The following is a 16,680-nucleotide window of genomic DNA, read 5'->3' as shown; positions in this document are numbered from 1 at the left end:
TAATCCTTAAGATTTCTTAAGTTTTAGGGAATAAAAAAACTGCACCTCCCTTCTATTGATGGAGATGCAGCCTTGATTTCATTTACTATTTAACTTCTACCTTATCCACTTTCCAACTTTTCTGCAGCTTTCGAATCATGATAATCTGTCCGATGTGGTAAGCATTGTGTGTAGCTGCATTCCCGATGAGTTCCCACCATTTTGCAGGGACAGGAAAACCATTTACTTCCAGCTCTGCTTTCTCTTCTGACAAAAGACCTTGCCATCTCAAAAGAACATCCAGCAGCTCTTCTTTTAAATGAGAGAAACTTTCATGTTCTGAAATCACAAAACTTTTGTCATTATCCCCAATCGAAGGCACTGCTTGTACATGAGCCTCATCGTAACGCTTTTGCCACGTCTTATTCCAATATAGAAGATGCTGAACAATTTCAGCGATACTGTGACATTGATTGTTCGGTTTCCAAAAAGCTTCACTTTCCGAAAGATTTTCTACTGACTCATTAAAGGGCAGATACCAGCTAGCATCGTTGGCATTGGCTAACAGTTGATCGGCTAAAAGATGTTTTACATGAACCATACGTTTCACTCTCCTACCTATTTGACTAACTGTTTTCATTTATGTCTATTCGATCCATTCTAGTTACTCCGTTTCTTTCCTTTATAATATTTAGGGATTATTATAAATTAGGAAACATTATCAAAAGACGTTAGATGGAGTGTTGCATATGGAATGTTGTTGCGAAAATATGAAAATCTATGAACTAAAATTAGAAGCTGATGTTGATACTGATCCTGTTTGGTGTAATCGGTGCGGCTGTAACTTAGAACTTGATGAACTACCTATTTCTTTAGAACTAAAAAAGAAGTTGCGAGATTGGGCTATTCAATACGGAGAATGGATCGATTGGGATAACGATAAATTACGTGAAAATGGTCTAGAGCTCGAAACAGAGCATAATCAAATGGGTCAATCTCTTTCATCAAAAATACAGAAAGAGCTCAAAGGCACCTACACCGTTCTTTTCTCTCCATCTCATTCTGCAATCCTTTATATGAATAAAGAATCTCGGTTATAAACACAATGAAAACCCGAATTGTTGCTGGCGGTTCCGGTTTGTTTTTTTTGATTGACTTACGCATTAACTTTATTACATATTTTGTCTATGAACTGCAGTGTTTCATCAATAATTAGCTGTTGGTCGTTGTCGAGTGTAGCCACATGGTAGCTGTTTTTTAAATGTATGACATGTTTATCTCGAGATGAAATGGAATCATAAATAATTTGAGAGTTGTCAGGTGGAACAACATGATCTTCTGTTGAAACAAAAATTAACGTGGGGCATGTGATAGTATGGAGATTTTCTTTTACTTTTTTCATTAACAATACAATTTCTTTAAGAGATTGAACCGGAGTTTTGTCATAGGCAAGTTCTTTCACATCCGGATTCTTCAAATCTGAACCTATTGCGTCTAGAAATCGGTCATTGGAATGTTGCATAGTGTCCATGTCGGGGATGTCGATCGCTGCATTAATTGGAATGATTGCTTTAATATCTGGATATGTTTCTGCAACATATAACGTAAGAGTTCCTCCCATAGAGAGACCGGTTACAAAAATCGTGTCACAACGTTCTTTTAGCCATTGGTAACCTTCTTCAATGGAAGCGATCCAATCATGATATGTAGTCTTTTCCATATCCTCATAGTGGGTACCATGCCCTTTCAGTCTCGGACCACAGACTGTATATCCTGCCTTGCTGTATGCCTCTCCTAAAGGACGCATACTTTGTGTAGAACCAGTAAAGCCATGAGAAATTAATATTCCCACCTTGTTGCCTTCAAAATAAAAAGGTTGAGCGTCAGCCAGTACTGAATGCTTCTCTTTCAAACGAATCCCTCCATTTCAGTTACAAGTTACCCTATACATTCAAGGAAGTAACGGCATTACCTGCAAAAATCCCCTTAAGTCATTCAGCTTTTGTTTCCTGATTCTTTATTTTTGACCAATCTAAAATGTACACAACAATTACATAAAGCAAGGGTATAATGAGATTTTCTACTAATTGCAGTTCTTTATATCTGAAAAAGTCGAAAGCAATTAATGTTAAATAAATAGGTACAAAATAAAATAGATATTTTTTGACTCTCCTCATCTTCACACCTCGTAAAAACATATTTATGCTTCATTACCACGTACTTAATGTACATTATATAACGTTATTTTTTTATTGTAATATGATTACAGGAAACTTACACTTAAAAGAAAAAAGGAGAATAGTACATTATGACTTTATCACTTCCAAAAGCGTTAGAACCTTATAGAAGTAGCATAGAGGAAACGCTTGTTCCTTTTGTTTCAATACAAGCTACACGTCAGTCCACCTCTGTTAAAGACAGTAAGATTGGAGGGACTCCTTACTTGCCTGATGGATTTTCTTATCCCTTAGATTCTTCTGAAATACCAATGGCTCTTCTCTGCCAACTTAATTTCGAGGAAATTCCTCACCTTGAACACTTTCCAACGACAGGGATTTTACAGTTCTATCTTTCTAAAAATGATGATGTGATGGGTATGGATTTTAATAATCCTACTAATCAGAGTAACTTCCGCGTCATCTATCATGAGAATAGTGAACACCCTCATGCAACAAACTCTTTTACTCCGGAAGATTCATTAGAGGAGCACCTTCCTTTTAATGGTGAATACCGTTTATCTTTTTCCTTGTCAAAAGAAGCACTTGGTGTCAGTGATTTTCAGTTTGAAGAAAGTTATGAATCAATTGATATGGATCAGGCAACTGGTGAAGAGAATATGTGGGGAGAAGAAACACTTTATGACCTTTTCTGTGAACACGTTGAGAACATGGGACACAAAATAGGCGGATACGCATACTTTTCACAAACAGATCCACGTGATTATGGCACGCAATTTGATGATTACCGAATTACGTTGCTTCAGATCGATACAGATGATGAAGGTGAAAACGACATCATGTGGGGAGATGCAGGTGTAGGCAACTTTTTTATTACGAAAGAAGATTTAAGAAAAAAAGACTTTTCTAGCGTATTGTTTAACTGGGATTGTCATTAATAGACGTGAAGGGGGCAATTTAGCGGTTGCCCCTTCTATTCTGGGGGTTTAGCTTACGTTATTTTAATGTGATATTACCTACATATTGCGAACTACCCTTTCTGGTTTGAAAATTAACTTCTAGAACATATTTACCAGGATTACTTGGAAAGGAAAAAGAATAATCAGTTGATGATTTCGTCGTCAACTCTATCTTCTCATTCCCCTTCCATAGAGATACTTTCATTGTCTCGTTCGTGTATTCTCCGCCATCTTCTTTATTCTCAAGTAAGATTATTTCAGCAGGTTGATTAGGTGAAAGTTTGATTTCTTTTTGTTCACTGCCTAGCGTTAAGAAGTTATTTACTTTATTCTTAAATTCCTTTTCTTCTGTTTTCCAGTCAACATTTGCTTCTTTTAAAGCATATAGATTTTCTTTGACACTAAGTCTTAATTCTGGTGGTCCAGCATCATAATCCTCTGCAATACATGCGGTCAATAAAATGATAAACAAGAAACCTGTTAACACATGTAGACATTGCTTTTTCATGCACCTACTCCTCTCCCGTTTACAAATTAAATGGAACGATTAAAAAGTTGATTGAATATTTGTCTCGCTATCACGTAGAAAAAAGCTCCAATTGGAACAACCAACAGATCAACCCACAATCCATTTTGATAGTTTTCTGGCTGCTGAAAGTAAGTAAGAAACATTATTCCACCGATAAAAATTGAGGGAGTAAAAAAGAATACCCATGGATTCATTATATATTTCATCTTCACTGAGCTTAATTGTATGGCTTCATAAACTAGTTCAGCCATCCCAGCTATGAAGAAAATAATAAAGAAAACTCCTAAAACACTTGATAAAGGTGCTATGTTATCGGCGCCTGGATAGTAATGCTCCATGATAAAATAAGAAAGTAGACAAAAAATGAAGGTAACGAATAAGGTGTTCCAAAGAAAACGTGAAATTTTATAAAAGGGATAAACTGCTTTTTTCATTTCCCAATTCATCTTTTGCTCGTTTCCGAATGCCTTTATGGCAATCTGTAATGACTCTTGTTCTGAGTATCCCTTTATCATCAACTCATTCATGTGTTCATTTATGTGCTGTGTTATCTCTTCTAGTATCTCCTCTTTTTCTTCTAATGGAAGACCTGCTACGATTACATCGATATAATGATCTAAATTCTTCATAACAAGCCCTCCAACGTTTTATCCATAAGCTCATTAATTTGTTTCCAATCTTTTCGCTTTTCCGTTAGGATTTTTCGTCCAGTTGATGTTAAAGAATAATATTTACGCCGATTACCATCAGGTCCGTGTTTCCAATAAGAAGTCACACACTCTTTTTTCTCTAACCTTTTTAAAGCAGGATAAAGGGTTCCCTCGTTCATGGAGAATTCTTCGTTACTTAATATTCGTAAATTCCTTGTCATTTCGTAGCCATAACTATCTCGATCAACTAATAGTGAAAGAAGCAATATTTCTATGCTCCCCTTCAATAGTTCTTTATCCATGATCAACCTCCAATATTTTCTAATTACATTTTAATACGATGTACATCGCATTACAAGGGTGTTACCCCAAAAAAACAGGGCATTTTTTATTAGTGCCCCGTGTTTTGTTTATTTGTCCTTTAGTTTGTTAAAATTCTTCACTCTCTCCACTATAGCGAATTTCACGAAATCCTAGTGTCCTCGTTAACTTTGGCACATGTAAAATTAAGAACAACGATCGAGCGGAACTGAAAAGAATAAAAGCTAACCATAATCCATGATTATCTAAACGTGCTGCTAAGAAAAGAGAAATTAAGAAAACGAGTAATGCTAGAATCATAGTATTACGTAATGAAGAGGCTTCTGTTGCTCCTACAAAAATTCCATGAAGTACGACTCCAAAGCTTGAGACGAGCGGAAAACATACCATCCAAGCTTCGTACATACCTACTTCATGAAGTACTTCAGGTATCGAGGTGAACATTTGGTGTATCTGATCATTGAATAAGTAATATACACTTGAAATGATGAGTGATGAGATAACTGCCCATTGAAAAGTGAGTCTTATCGTTGTTTGATAAAGTGTCTTATCGTTAGAACCTATTGCTCTTCCTGTTAATATACTTGAAGCATTGGCGAATCCATCATACATATATGCCATGATGTAATGAATCTGTATCAATATTGCGTTTGCCGCAAGGATCTCTGTACCGAACGTGCCTCCCTTTGCCGTAAAAATATTAAACACAATTAATAAGCATAATGTTCGAATGAATAAATCCCTGTTCATTCTCATCATTTTTTTATAAGAAGATAGATCGATTGATTTTATTTGGAGAACCTTTTTACGTTGCTTTGCGGGAATAGCTTTCCAAACAATAACAAGACCGATTACGAAAGTAGAGACCTCCGAAATCAATGTAGCCGCTGCAACCCCTCCCACACCCCATGAGAAGACTTTAACAAATAGAATATCAAGTACAATGTTCGTTACGTTCATGTACATTTGAAGGAACAAGGTTTTCTTAATCATTGCCAGTCCCATCATCCATCCTATGATTACATAATTGAGCAGTCCGAATGGTACACCCCATATACGAATCGCAAAGTAATCTATTGCTAGAGACTGAACGACTGGATCAGATGTCAACAGCGGTAGAAACTGTTCTTTTATCGGATATTGGAGTGCTACTAAAATTGCGCTTATGCTCAGTGCTAGGAGCAAAGGTCTACTGAGTGAACGTAAAATATCTTCCTCATTTTTTGTTCCATGCGCTTGTGCAGCAAATCCAGATGTACTCACTCTCAAAAATCCAAACAGCCAATACATCGTATTAAAGATAATCGTGCCGACTGCCACTCCAGCTATGTAAGAGGAATCATCCAGCTGTCCAACAACAGCCGTATCAACTGCACCAAGGAGAGGAGTCGTGATGGTTGTAAGAATCAGCGGTAGTGCCAAGCTAAGATATCTTGAATGATTCAAAGAAGTTCATCCTTCCAAAATAAATAAACCAGCACTTCACATGTAAAAGTGTTGGTTCACTTCTATTTATACTCTTGGTCCATACTCATCTCTACCAAAAGTTTGGTATAGGGATGACGAGACTGTGAAAAAAGATCCTTCGTTAAAAATGAGTCAACTACGAGTCCTTCTTTTAATACTACAATTCGTTCGCACATGAATTGAACAGCAGCGATATCATGCGAGATGAATAGAAAAGAGAGGTTCAAGTCTCGCTGTAACTTCTTTAACAGGTTGAGCACTTGTGCTTGTACAGAAACATCTAGACTTGAAGTAGGTTCATCGCAAACCAGCAGATCTGGTTCTAAGCTAATTCCCCTCGCTACGGCTATTCTTTGTTTTTGTCCACCACTTAGTTGGTGTGGATATCTCTCCAGAAGTTCAGGTGACAGGCCCACTTTTTGAAACAAGACTTCCGCCATCTTCTTACGATCATGTCTTACTTCGTTTAAAAATGAAGGGATAACGTCTGGATAATTTTCTAAAGGTTCAACCACAGACTTCCACACAGGAAGTTTAGGGTTTAATGACCCGGCAGGATCTTGAAACACGATTTGAAGGTGACGCCTGAGTGCTTTTATAGCTTGTCCTTTTAGCGTGTGCAGGTTACTCCCTCTAAAATGAACATCGCCTTGATCCGGTTTCTCTAACCCTAAAATGATCTTACCAAGAGTACTTTTACCGCTACCGCTCTCTCCAATGATTCCTATACTTTCACTAGGTTGAACGGTAAGTGAAATATCACTTAAAGCTGGTTTTGAGTGATACGTCTTAGAGATTGAATTAATGTGTAACATATCGTTCTTCCCTTTCTGCCTTCACCAGATGGCAAGCGGCCGAATGGTGTGTTCCAATGCTATTCATTGGCACTAAGTTGCTGCAGGATTTCATAACACTTGGACACCTTTTAGAAAAAGGACACCCCTCTTCAGCTATTAGCCCAGGTTCACCAAGCATAGTTTGTAATTCAAGGGGAGGTTGATTACTTAGTTTAAGTCTCGACTGAAGTAATAGATTCGTATAAGGATGGATAGGATCCGCTACTACAGCACTGGTTTTTCCGATTTCTACAATTTGTCCACCGTACATGACACCCACTGTTTGTGTTCGGTTAATAATATGTCTCAGGTCATGAGAGATTAGAAGAATAGAGCAATTCAACTCTTCTTTAAGCTCACAAAGGAGATCAAGAATTCTTTCTCCGGTTAAAACGTCTAGAGCTGTTGTTGGTTCATCTGCAATAATTAGTTTTGGGCGAAACATGATGGCTGACGCGATAGAAGCTCTCTGCAGCTGTCCGCCACTAAGTTCATCGGGATAACTGTTAAATACACGTTCTGCAGGTAAGTGAACTCTGTTCAACCAATGAATCGCCACTTTCTTTGCTTCTTTTCTACTCATGTTAGTGTGACATCTAATAATCTCTATAAACTGCTTTCCAACTTTTATAAATGGTGTGAAAAAACTTTGATAGTTTTGTGAGAGGTAAGCACTATCATGTCCACGTATATTTCTTAGCTCTTTTTCACTTAACGACGTGATCTCTGATTGGCCAAGTTTAACAGTTCCGCTTGTTACTTCCAAAGACTTAGAAAGCATTCCCAAAATCACAGTGGCAGTTAAACTTTTCCCACTGCCGCTCTCTCCTACTAAGCCAAATATTTCACCTTTTGGGATAGAAAAATTCAGATTTTGAATTAGCTTTTTCCCGCTGTTGCGCACAGTCACTGAAAGGTTTTCCACAAGCAGCAGATTATTTTCACCAGTTGTTGTCGTTTTGTTCTCAGCCATTGCAAACCTCCTCTCTATCGACTTTTAACATCCCATTTGTCTCGCAATCCTTCACCCATCAAATTAAAAGCTAATACTACAAAAAAGATGGCTAAACCTGGGTAGATCATTAATTCTGGTGCACTCTGAAAATAAGGTCTTCCATCATTCAACATCGCTCCCCATTCTGGAGCTGGAGGCTGCGCACCTAGTCCAAGGTAGGATAAGGAAGAGATTGTAAGGATCACTTTTCCGATATCAAGGGTAGCAAGGACAAGTACAGGAGAAACAACTTGCGGAAACATATGTCTTCGGATAATCTTCCAGCTAGAACTTCCCCCAACTTTTGCAGCTAGAACGTAATCTTTATTTCGTTCAGAAATGACAATACTTCTGACGACCCTTGTATAAGCAATCCACTTAACAAAAACAATTGAAATCATGAGATTCGTTAAACTTGGTCCTAAGAATCCTGCGATTGCAATCGCTAAAATAAATTCCGGAAGAGCAAGTATACCATCTGCTAAACGCATAAACACTGTATCCAATCGACCACCGATATAACCGATTACGAGACCGATGGGAATTCCGATTAGTGCAACAGTCACTACAACAAGAGCCGTTATACCAAGTGTTGACTGGGCACCGACTATGAGTCTTGAAAATATACATCTTCCCATATGGTCAGTTCCTAAAGGGTAAACGCTACTCGGTGGGGAAAGTCGTTCAGACATATTCGCTGTGAAGGGATCATTTGGAACGATAAATGGTCCAATTAATGTGATTAAAATGATAATAATAAAAAATATGATACCACACTGAATCAGTAAATTTTGTTTCTTGAAGAAAAATGGAATTTGATTTATTCTAGGCATCTGAATATTCATATCATAATGCCTCCTCTTTTCGTTTCATTCTTGGATCAATCACATAGTAAGATAGGTCAACGATTAAGTTTGCTAGAACTACAAATACTCCAGTTAATAGGACGTACCCTTGAATGACCGGATAATCCCGATTAAGTATGGCGTCAATAGCTAGACTACCTAATCCTGGCCACGAAAAAAGAATCTCAACCACTACTGCTCCACCTAGAAAGCTTCCTAAACTCAAACCAAATATCGTGAGAACAGGAAGGATAGCTGCTCTAAACGCGTGCAACCACAAAATTCTCCACTCTTTTACACCTCTTGCTCTTGCTGCGTAAACATAGTCTTCAGACAAACTTTGCAGAAGACCTGCTCGTAGCAATCTCGCATAAATAACAGCATAAGTAAAACCTAACGTGAAAGCAGGTAAGATGATTTGAGGATACGAACCGATACCTGAGGAAGGTAGAACACCAAGCTTAAATGCGAAAAAATAGATTAAAATGAGGCCTAGCCAAAAACTAGGAATAGATGCCCCAACTAATGCTAGGATTCGACTGAACTGGTCTGGCCATCTGTTCACATATTTCGCTGACCACACGCCAAGTGGAACTGTGATGCAAAGCATGAGGGTCAAAGCGAAAAAAGTAAGTTCAGCTGTAATGGGTAGTCGCGTTAACAATTCTTCGACAACCGGTTTGCCCGTCATATATGATTTTCCTAGATCAAACTGCATTAGGTTGAGCATCCATCTGCCATATTGTATATACAGAGGCTGATCAAAGCCGAGCTTATTTCTAAGCTCAGCTTGATCTTCTTCTGTTACGACCATTTCATCGGCATTTAGGATGGTAAGAACAGGATCTCCTGGTGCCATCTTCATCAATGTAAACGTAAATAGGGATAGAATGAATAAAACAACAATCAGCTGTATAACCCTATTCTTTATAATCGTAAACACATTATTTCACATCCATATTGTGTGTTAGAATATAATACTCCTCTGCCGTAGGCTCCCAGTTCACAATGCGTTTGTTCATTCCAATAATGATATTTGGATAAACTGCATAGCTGTGGGCAACTTCTTTGTTGATTACCTTTGCTGCTTCTTGAGTTAGCTTTGTACGTTCATCTAAATCTGTTGTTCGGTTTAACTCTTGTATTAGAGTGTTAAGTTCAGGAATGTTAATCTTTCCAACATTTAATGCTCCGGTTTCTGTAAATGCCGTGTTAAAGAAGTAGCTTCCGTCTCCTCTTGGAGAGGTATTGTTACTGTACGTCGCTAGATCCCAGTCTTTGTTTTCAGCTAGATGCGTATCTGCATTCTCAACCGTCTTAATGTTAATTTTAATTCCTGCTTTACTTGCGTCAGACTGTAAAAGCTGCGCGATTAAAGGAAGTTCTGGACGAGCTTTATACGTAACTAGTTCAAGAGTTAACGGTTTCCCGCCTTTCTCCATTAAACCTTCTGCATTCTCTTTATAACCTGCTTGTGTTAAAAGGCTTTTAGCTTTTTCCACATTCAATTCTGAAACTTCTTCATCTAGTCCAAACGGTAATGTACTGTTAAATGGACCGTTTGCCTCAAGACCATGTCCTAGCATGATGTCTTTTGCCACACTCTCACGGTCAAGCAACAAATCAAGCGCTTGTCTTACCTTCAAGTCCTTAACGTTTTCGCTTTGACTGTTATAAAGAACAAAATGTGCACGTAGTCCAGGAATAGATTTTACATTAAGTTTATTATCTTTTTTTATCGCATCTAAACTCTCTGCAGGGAGATTGTAAACAACATCAGCTTCTTTAGACTGAAGTGCCAGTGCTCTAACGTTAGCATCTTCATTAAATTTAATCATAGCTGAATCTAGTTTCGGCTCACCTGCCCAATAATTTTCGTTCTTCTCTACTTCAACAAATTGATTGGCTTTAAATTCTTTGACTTTAAAAGCACCTGTACCAACAGGATTATTTTTAAATGCTTCTTCTCCATCCTTATTCGCTGCTTCCATATTTACAATTGATGTATAAGGATTTACTAGTTCAGAAGGAAGCGCAGGATAGGGCTCAGTAGTATTGATCGTAAGTGTTTGTCCATCCGCTTCCATCGATTTAATCTTGAGTGAACCTTCTAAAGATTCATTCGCTTTTAAACATCTCTCTAATGATTGTTTCACAGATTCAGCATCAAGTTTTTTACCATCTTGGAATTTTACATCATCACGAATGTCAAATACCCACTTTTGATTATCTGCTGTTTCCCATTTTTCAGCTAACCAGCCTTCAATGTTTGATTTCTCATCTAGTTTTAATAGCGTTTCTGTTATTCCAGCACGAATCGGAATAAATCCAGTGTGAGGGTCTAAGTCTGCTGCTTTAAAGCTGAAGATCATGTTAACGTTCTTTTCTTTATCTTCTTGTTTCTCTGTGCTTTTTTGCGTGGTTGAACAACCAGCGATTAATACAAGAACCAAACATAATATACCTACTAAAACATTTTTATAGTTTCTCATTCATTTACCTTCCTTGCCTGTCAGTTTATAATCGTAATCATTACGGTTTGAAAATCAAAAAAATAATGGTTAAAGTTTATTGAAAGATGCAATACCTATGTATCAAGTAATCTGGAACACTAAAAAACGAAGTAATCATGAAATCTACTACACCTTTGTACGAGGTGTTCTTTATGCTCGCCCTTCTGTTCCTTGTTAAATCGCTACCCCCTCACATCCACTTTATATCGTTATCATTACGATTTACAAATCGAATTTTATCATTTATTAAATTTGTCGTCAATCTCTAAACGAATAAAACTATAAAAACCCATCAATGATGGGTTTAAGAGATTTGTATAGGTATGAGAATATAGAATGTTAGGATTTATGAACCGGATGATTTACTTCCCGATCCAAAGCCTGAACCTGATTGAGTACCGGTTGATGAAGGAGAAGTTGTTACGTTCGTACTCGGTTTTGTTGCTGGTTTTACTGTTGAAGGAGCTGTTGTAGCTGGTTTCGTCAAGTTAACTTTTCCTGTAGGTTTCGCTTTGGTTGTATTTGCTAACAAGAATATCCACCACGGAAATGAGCTTTCATTAGCATAATAGTTGGATTCCAGAGTAGATTCTCCGTTTTCATAGACATCATCTAAAAAAGTGATAAGCTCATCCTCTTCATATTCCAGTCCGTTTTCTTCTATATAATTTTCCATTGCTTCTAAGTCCATATCTGGATATTGAGATTGTAAATGATCTAATTCAATATCCTCTTCGACAGGTTCATCATAAGTTGGCTCTTCCGAGTAAGACGTTGAGTTGGTTTCATCTTCCGTATAAGTTGATTCATCTTGAACAACTATTTCTTCTCTAGAGCTGCAGGCACTTAATGCAACAGCTGCGGATAATATGCCTCCAATTAGCTTTTTTGTCTTTGTCATTGTGACTATCCCCTTTTTCGTAATTCCAGAATTATTATGCATTCCCTATTAAAAATTATAAAACTTAAAACTCATTAATGTATTCAATATCATAATATCATCTTTTTTCAATTATTTTACAATTAGTTAAATAAATTCGAAGTGGAATTTCAATCTTCCATATTATGTTATAATTCTAAACGACAAAATAATTTCTTGAAACGAGGGGAATTTCTTTGGATTTTATTTTTATATTACTTATTCTTTGTGGATTATTAACTGGGATTCTTACGTGGTATCGAGACCGAAGTGAGGGGAATAAGCGTTATTCTTGGTTGAGTTATGCCTCTTTGGTACTTTCCCTATTATTTATCCTGACCATATATTATTCTACAGGCAGCTTCCTCATCTATACAGTGGCTATCGGTTCACCACTTGCACTAGTACTATGTGGCTACACACTATTCAAAAGAGGGGAGAAAAAACTTCTTGCTGGTATAGGTCTAATCCTGACTCTTATCTTGAATGGAATCGTGATTATAATCGGTACCTTTGTTATCACAAACACTTAATCCAGATTTAGTTAAATAAAACTACACCAATTAAACGTGTTTGCATACCATACTTACAAAGTTGGCAAACGCCTAAAAGAGGTGAAGCATCTTATGGTTTCATATATGGATTATACATCTCCCTCTGCTCAATTTACGTTTGATGTAAATACGAGTCCACTGTTTAAAAAAGACAGCCAGAATTATATCAATGTATTGGGTATTAACCAGTTGAATACCTTAGAGAACGTATCATTACTAGACATATTTCTAAGTACGAGTAATGTAGTTGAGCCTCATTATCATCAAAATGCAGCAGAGCTTGTCTATTGTATCTCAGGCTCTGTTCTCGTTTCGATTCTGAATCCATTTACCAAACAGTTATTGAACTTGAAGATTACACCCGGCCAGGTAGCAAATGTTCCTCAAGGCTGGTGGCACTATGAAATCGCTTTAGTAGATAACACTCATATTCTAGCGATTTTTGATGCACCGACTCCACAAGTTATTCTTGGTTCCGACATACTGAGATTCACTCCTGCCAATGTTATGGCGCATACGTATTGTCTTGACGAGAATCAATGGAAAGAAACGGTTGCCCCTGTTCAACCTTCTACTTATATAGGACCTTACACGAACTGTCAACGAAACGCTGATTACTCTTATCATCATCCGAACTATGATCAAACGTATCAGCAAATGCAGTATGTTCAACAACATCCAGAAACTACCTACGTTCAGCCTTATCGGAATGTTTGGTGGAGGGGATAAAAGGACACAAACCGACCCGTATGGAACTGGTCGGTTTGCTGTGTTTTCATAGGTATTCTTAAAATTCTATTTTGTTGATCGACTGCTTTCTGGAGGTTCTTGCATACACATATATTTAATATCACTATGCTTAACTTTCGATTTTAAACCCTTCTTTTTATTATGCTTATCAACCATTACACCTAAAATAATGATGATAACAAGTGGGATTAAGAAGTATAGCCAAAACATGAGAATCACAGCCTTTCTCTATTTTAGAAACTCTATTCTTTTATGACACTCGCCTTTTTTCTTTTTGAAAAATTTATCTTTCAAAGTTGATATTATCATTATATTTCAGCTTCCTTAAATTTACAATATTAATGGTAAAATAAGGTTTTTCTATTCAAAAACACTGGAGGTGAAATTGAAATTATGGAAATAACTTACTTGGTACTTTTTTTAACCTTATTTTTATATTTCGGATTACCTATTCTTGTCTTAGTTTCTCTAATAAAAATTGTGGATTGGCAAGTAGAGCAGATTCGTCAACGTAAGTTAAGGTATGAGTATTATGAAAAGAAAAGTCAAAAAGAAAAAGGGAATCACAATTGATTTCCCTTTTTCTAGCTTCTACACCGTTTTTAAGTTCCGTTTAACTCGCTGTTTTGCCACGATAAACAACCAATGATATTACATTTAAAACGATAGTAATGATTAAAAGAGCTACTGAAGCAAATGCAGTGGCATACATCGTATCCATGAGTGCACTCCAATCCTCTACTAACACCTTATGATAGGTATAAAAAATTTGAAAACATAATGAAATGGCACAAGCACTGATACTAATCGTAGACAACATCATCCAGTTTTTATTTTTCTTCCGTAATAAATTTACAACTGGCAAAATCCAAGCAATTAACCCTAATACAAGACTTCCTACATTTAACAAGCCAAACATTTCAAACGCCTCCAGAATTTCTTTCATACCGATACATGTATTCTGTGAAAATGTCAAAAATCCTCTTCAGTAAAAAACACTGTAACCAATCGATGGTTACAGTGCTACGAGTTGTTATTTCTTTATTAATGAAACGCGAAAAGGATACAGGTTTGCTGTCATGACCTTTCCTAAGACTGCCGGATCATTTTCCATAATTTCTTGTGCTTCTTCTTCGTTTGTATTTTGAAGAATAACAACACCAAAGGATGCATCCAGGCATGGTCCAGCCAATACCAATTTTCCTTTATCCAACAAATCTTGAAGGTACAGAAAATGAGATTGAAGTTTTTCTTGTTCCCCATGTGTTTGATTTTCCATTAAATCTGCTCTAACTGGTTTAATTTGATATAAGAATTCTGTAATTTCCAAAACGAATCTCTCCCCTTTAGAGTAAGAATTCTATCGATTCATGAAAAATCCTTTAATTGCAACTATCTTCTTTTTTTAGATCCTTCTGATTTTCGTTGCATGTTCTTTTCATTCTTTGGAGCAGTACGTTTCGTAGAGTGTCCTTTACTAGCACCTTCTTCTACGATGACTTGTCCTCTTTCAAGAAGCTGTTTTTGAAGAGGTACGTTCATCTTCGTCGTCCATTTTTTCACAGAAGTTAATTCTGCTTTCGTTACTAAAGAAACAACTGTACCTTCTTTTCCCATACGCCCTGTTCTTCCAGATCGGTGGACGTATTGCTTCACGTCTTCTGGCATTTCAAAATGAACCACGTGTGTAACGTCAGGAATATCTAATCCACGTGTCGCAACATCTGTAGTTAACAGAACAGGAATCTTTCCATTCTTAAAGTCGTTGATCACTTTTTGACGATCTTGTTTGGTGGAGTTACCTGCTAGTACTCCCAGCTTAATCTTCTTGTACTCTAGTTTCGTTGCGAACTCATCCATCTTCATCGAACTATTTATGAAGACCATCGCTTTAATTCCAGGTGTGTGACGGATCAATTTACGTAAGTTTTCGACTTTGTCACGGTAATCAGACACCATGAACGTATGCGTGACTTCACTCTTCACTAAGTCTTTTTCTACTTTAACGACGACTGGTGTTACGGCTAATTTTTTTGACCAATCTTCTGTCTTGTTGTTGATTGTAGCCGATACGAATACAAGCTGACGATCTTTTAATGTTGCTGCAATGACTTGTTCAACATCTCCGTTAAACCCAGCTTCAATGATATGGTCGGCTTCATCGATTACAATGGTTTTTACTTCATGTACTTTTAGTTTTTTGTTTTGAATCAATTCTTTGACTCGCCCAGGAGTACCTACGATAAATTGTGGCTTCTTTTTCAATTTATCTAACTGACGCTGCATGTTTGCTCCACCGATAAGAGATGCCCCGCTTAGTCCGCTGTTTTCAGTGAACTTCTGACAAACATCATAGATTTGCATCGCTAGTTCTCTAGTTGGTGCTAAAAAGAGAACTTGAGCATTTTTAATTTCTGGGTTTAACTTTGATAGTGCAGGCAGTGCATAAGCAAGAGTCTTTCCTGTCCCTGTTGGAGACTCGATGATTAAATCTTTGTTTTCTAACTGCTCAGGTATTGCTCTCTCTTGAATATCTGTAAATGCTGAAAATCCACTTTTGTTCCAAGCGTTTTGGATAAATTCCGGAAAGTTTTGTAGCGATTGTGTCATTTTTTATACCCCTTAAAATATTCATTCATTTCTTTCATTGACGCTATCAATTGTTCAAGTGCCGATGATATTCGCTCTGGTTCCTCTTCAGAAACTGGCTTTTGAAGTTGTATAGAGATCATGTTGGTGAATACGTGTCTTGGTTGGCCATATATATAAGTAAGTTTTTGCTGAATGTCACCTTTTAAATCTCCGCTTCCCCATTTTTTCAGAATGGATTGAAGCTGCTTGCAATCTGTTTCTATTTCATATACTGGAGTTTCAATCAGACAGGATAATTTACTGCCAGCTCCTTCTGGGTTATCGTTTAACTTCTCCATAGCCAAGTCTTCTAAATTTGAAGTTAAAGTGATAGTCCCTTTCATCGCTTCTCCGATCGCTGAAACGACAAAGTCAATACAATAATTTCTTTCGAAGATTGCTTGATCCATTAAGTCTTTACGATTAATGATTTCAATTTCGCCTGAAAAATCCAGGTCGTACACAGCTCCTTCAAGCACAACCTTTAGATTATCATAAACAGATGGATGATACATCTTGTTCTCTCCCTATTTTTAAAAACAATATTTTAATACGG

Annotated in this window: 20 protein-coding genes; 4 read left to right on the top strand and 16 right to left on the bottom strand. The window is 37.1% G+C overall.

The genetic code is table 11. The annotated features are described in order from the left end of the window. Positions 1-85: 85 nt before the first annotated feature. Positions 86-580: a DinB family protein gene (locus P4V41_RS09735; protein WP_328084634.1), complete on the bottom strand. Its 495-nt coding sequence runs from the start codon at positions 578-580 to the stop codon at positions 86-88. A gap of 148 nt (positions 581-728) precedes the next feature. Between P4V41_RS09735 and P4V41_RS09730 the strand changes: the two genes are divergently transcribed. After that, positions 729-1,079, top strand: a complete 351-nt coding sequence (locus tag P4V41_RS09730) for a hypothetical protein (protein ID WP_328084633.1) — start codon at positions 729-731, stop codon at positions 1,077-1,079. 56 nt (positions 1,080-1,135) lie between these two features. On the opposite strand, the gene P4V41_RS09725 is transcribed toward P4V41_RS09730, so the two are convergent. After that, the gene (locus P4V41_RS09725) at positions 1,136-1,891 is read right to left on the bottom strand and encodes an alpha/beta hydrolase (protein WP_328084632.1); all 756 of its coding nucleotides are present in this window, start codon (positions 1,889-1,891) and stop codon (positions 1,136-1,138) included. Between the two features lie 396 nt (positions 1,892-2,287). Here P4V41_RS09725 and P4V41_RS09720 point away from each other — a divergent pair, with 396 nt between their 5' ends. Beyond that, positions 2,288-3,094 (top strand): YwqG family protein, encoded by an 807-nt coding sequence (locus P4V41_RS09720; RefSeq protein WP_328084631.1) that lies wholly within the window; start codon positions 2,288-2,290, stop codon positions 3,092-3,094. Positions 3,095-3,152: 58 nt separating this feature from the next. Here P4V41_RS09720 and P4V41_RS09715 read toward each other — a convergent pair whose 3' ends face one another. From P4V41_RS09715 to P4V41_RS09670, 10 genes are all read right to left on the bottom strand, one after another. Further along, a complete protein-coding gene (locus P4V41_RS09715; RefSeq protein ID WP_328084630.1) occupies positions 3,153-3,623 on the bottom strand; it encodes a hypothetical protein in 471 nt (156 codons plus the stop codon). Between the two features lie 26 nt (positions 3,624-3,649). Beyond that, positions 3,650-4,273, bottom strand: a complete 624-nt coding sequence (locus P4V41_RS09710) for a permease prefix domain 1-containing protein (RefSeq protein WP_328084629.1) — start codon at positions 4,271-4,273, stop codon at positions 3,650-3,652. Then, on the bottom strand, positions 4,270-4,596 hold the full coding sequence (locus tag P4V41_RS09705) for a PadR family transcriptional regulator (RefSeq protein WP_197191580.1): 327 nt from the start codon (positions 4,594-4,596) through the stop codon (positions 4,270-4,272). The genes P4V41_RS09710 and P4V41_RS09705 overlap by 4 nt, the downstream gene beginning before the upstream one ends. Before the next feature lie 127 nt (positions 4,597-4,723). Then, positions 4,724-6,061, bottom strand: coding sequence for an MATE family efflux transporter (locus tag P4V41_RS09700; protein WP_328084628.1), 1,338 nt, complete (start codon positions 6,059-6,061; stop codon positions 4,724-4,726). Positions 6,062-6,123: 62 nt separating this feature from the next. Next, positions 6,124-6,897, bottom strand: coding sequence for a dipeptide/oligopeptide/nickel ABC transporter ATP-binding protein (locus P4V41_RS09695; protein ID WP_328084627.1), 774 nt, complete (start codon positions 6,895-6,897; stop codon positions 6,124-6,126). Then, positions 6,884-7,891: an ABC transporter ATP-binding protein gene (locus tag P4V41_RS09690; RefSeq protein WP_328084626.1), complete on the bottom strand. Its 1,008-nt coding sequence runs from the start codon at positions 7,889-7,891 to the stop codon at positions 6,884-6,886. The genes P4V41_RS09695 and P4V41_RS09690 overlap by 14 nt, the downstream gene beginning before the upstream one ends. A 14-nt stretch (positions 7,892-7,905) precedes the next feature. Further along, positions 7,906-8,757: a nickel transporter permease gene (nikC, locus tag P4V41_RS09685; protein WP_328084625.1), complete on the bottom strand. Its 852-nt coding sequence runs from the start codon at positions 8,755-8,757 to the stop codon at positions 7,906-7,908. A 1-nt stretch (position 8,758) separates the two neighbouring features. After that, the gene (gene nikB, locus P4V41_RS09680; protein WP_328084624.1) at positions 8,759-9,700 is read right to left on the bottom strand and encodes a nickel ABC transporter permease; all 942 of its coding nucleotides are present in this window, start codon (positions 9,698-9,700) and stop codon (positions 8,759-8,761) included. A 1-nt stretch (position 9,701) separates the two neighbouring features. Continuing rightward, positions 9,702-11,249: a nickel ABC transporter substrate-binding protein gene (gene nikA / locus P4V41_RS09675; RefSeq protein WP_328084623.1), complete on the bottom strand. Its 1,548-nt coding sequence runs from the start codon at positions 11,247-11,249 to the stop codon at positions 9,702-9,704. 367 nt (positions 11,250-11,616) lie between these two features. After that, the gene (locus P4V41_RS09670) at positions 11,617-12,171 is read right to left on the bottom strand and encodes a hypothetical protein (protein WP_328084622.1); all 555 of its coding nucleotides are present in this window, start codon (positions 12,169-12,171) and stop codon (positions 11,617-11,619) included. Between the two features lie 215 nt (positions 12,172-12,386). On the opposite strand from P4V41_RS09670, the gene P4V41_RS09665 reads away from it, so the two are divergent. Further along, positions 12,387-12,722 (top strand): hypothetical protein, encoded by a 336-nt coding sequence (locus P4V41_RS09665; RefSeq protein WP_328084621.1) that lies wholly within the window; start codon positions 12,387-12,389, stop codon positions 12,720-12,722. Positions 12,723-12,815: 93 nt separating this feature from the next. Further along, entirely contained in the window at positions 12,816-13,472 is a 657-nt protein-coding gene (locus tag P4V41_RS09660) for a cupin domain-containing protein (protein WP_328084620.1), read from the top strand. Positions 13,473-14,106: 634 nt separating this feature from the next. Here the strand turns inward: P4V41_RS09660 and P4V41_RS09655 are convergent. The 4 genes from P4V41_RS09655 to P4V41_RS09640 form a co-directional block, all read right to left on the bottom strand. Further along, complete coding sequence (locus P4V41_RS09655) at positions 14,107-14,412, bottom strand: hypothetical protein (RefSeq protein WP_328084619.1); 306 nt, start codon at positions 14,410-14,412, stop codon at positions 14,107-14,109. A gap of 114 nt (positions 14,413-14,526) precedes the next feature. Then, positions 14,527-14,823: a YciI family protein gene (locus tag P4V41_RS09650; protein ID WP_328084618.1), complete on the bottom strand. Its 297-nt coding sequence runs from the start codon at positions 14,821-14,823 to the stop codon at positions 14,527-14,529. 62 nt (positions 14,824-14,885) lie between these two features. After that, positions 14,886-16,103 carry a DEAD/DEAH box helicase gene (locus P4V41_RS09645; protein ID WP_328084617.1) on the bottom strand — a complete coding sequence of 406 codons (1,218 nt, stop codon included), beginning with the start codon at positions 16,101-16,103 and terminating at the stop codon, positions 14,886-14,888. Then, positions 16,100-16,639, bottom strand: coding sequence for a hypothetical protein (locus tag P4V41_RS09640; RefSeq protein WP_328084616.1), 540 nt, complete (start codon positions 16,637-16,639; stop codon positions 16,100-16,102). Before P4V41_RS09640 ends, P4V41_RS09645 begins: the two co-directional genes overlap by 4 nt. Positions 16,640-16,680: the final 41 nt, after the last annotated feature.

It is taken from the genome of Fictibacillus nanhaiensis (genome assembly GCF_036213205.1).
Lineage (GTDB): Bacteria > Bacillota > Bacilli > Bacillales > Fictibacillaceae > Fictibacillus > Fictibacillus nanhaiensis_E.
This window is presented reverse-complemented; position numbering and strand designations above follow the sequence as displayed.

Coding starts and splice junctions, on each gene's coding strand:
- P4V41_RS09735 (WP_328084634.1), bottom strand. CDS start 580: ATGGTTCATGTAAAACATCTTTTAGCCGATCAACTGTTAGCCAATGCC.
- P4V41_RS09730 (WP_328084633.1), top strand. CDS start 729: ATGGAATGTTGTTGCGAAAATATGAAAATCTATGAACTAAAATTAGAA.
- P4V41_RS09720 (WP_328084631.1), top strand. CDS start 2,288: ATGACTTTATCACTTCCAAAAGCGTTAGAACCTTATAGAAGTAGCATA.
- P4V41_RS09715 (WP_328084630.1), bottom strand. CDS start 3,623: ATGAAAAAGCAATGTCTACATGTGTTAACAGGTTTCTTGTTTATCATT.
- P4V41_RS09710 (WP_328084629.1), bottom strand. CDS start 4,273: ATGAAGAATTTAGATCATTATATCGATGTAATCGTAGCAGGTCTTCCA.
- P4V41_RS09705 (WP_197191580.1), bottom strand. CDS start 4,596: ATGGATAAAGAACTATTGAAGGGGAGCATAGAAATATTGCTTCTTTCA.
- P4V41_RS09695 (WP_328084627.1), bottom strand. CDS start 6,897: ATGTTACACATTAATTCAATCTCTAAGACGTATCACTCAAAACCAGCT.
- P4V41_RS09690 (WP_328084626.1), bottom strand. CDS start 7,891: ATGGCTGAGAACAAAACGACAACAACTGGTGAAAATAATCTGCTGCTT.
- nikC (WP_328084625.1), bottom strand. CDS start 8,757: ATGAATATTCAGATGCCTAGAATAAATCAAATTCCATTTTTCTTCAAG.
- nikA (WP_328084623.1), bottom strand. CDS start 11,249: ATGAGAAACTATAAAAATGTTTTAGTAGGTATATTATGTTTGGTTCTT.
- P4V41_RS09670 (WP_328084622.1), bottom strand. CDS start 12,171: ATGACAAAGACAAAAAAGCTAATTGGAGGCATATTATCCGCAGCTGTT.
- P4V41_RS09660 (WP_328084620.1), top strand. CDS start 12,816: ATGGTTTCATATATGGATTATACATCTCCCTCTGCTCAATTTACGTTT.
- P4V41_RS09655 (WP_328084619.1), bottom strand. CDS start 14,412: ATGTTTGGCTTGTTAAATGTAGGAAGTCTTGTATTAGGGTTAATTGCT.
- P4V41_RS09645 (WP_328084617.1), bottom strand. CDS start 16,103: ATGACACAATCGCTACAAAACTTTCCGGAATTTATCCAAAACGCTTGG.
- P4V41_RS09640 (WP_328084616.1), bottom strand. CDS start 16,639: ATGTATCATCCATCTGTTTATGATAATCTAAAGGTTGTGCTTGAAGGA.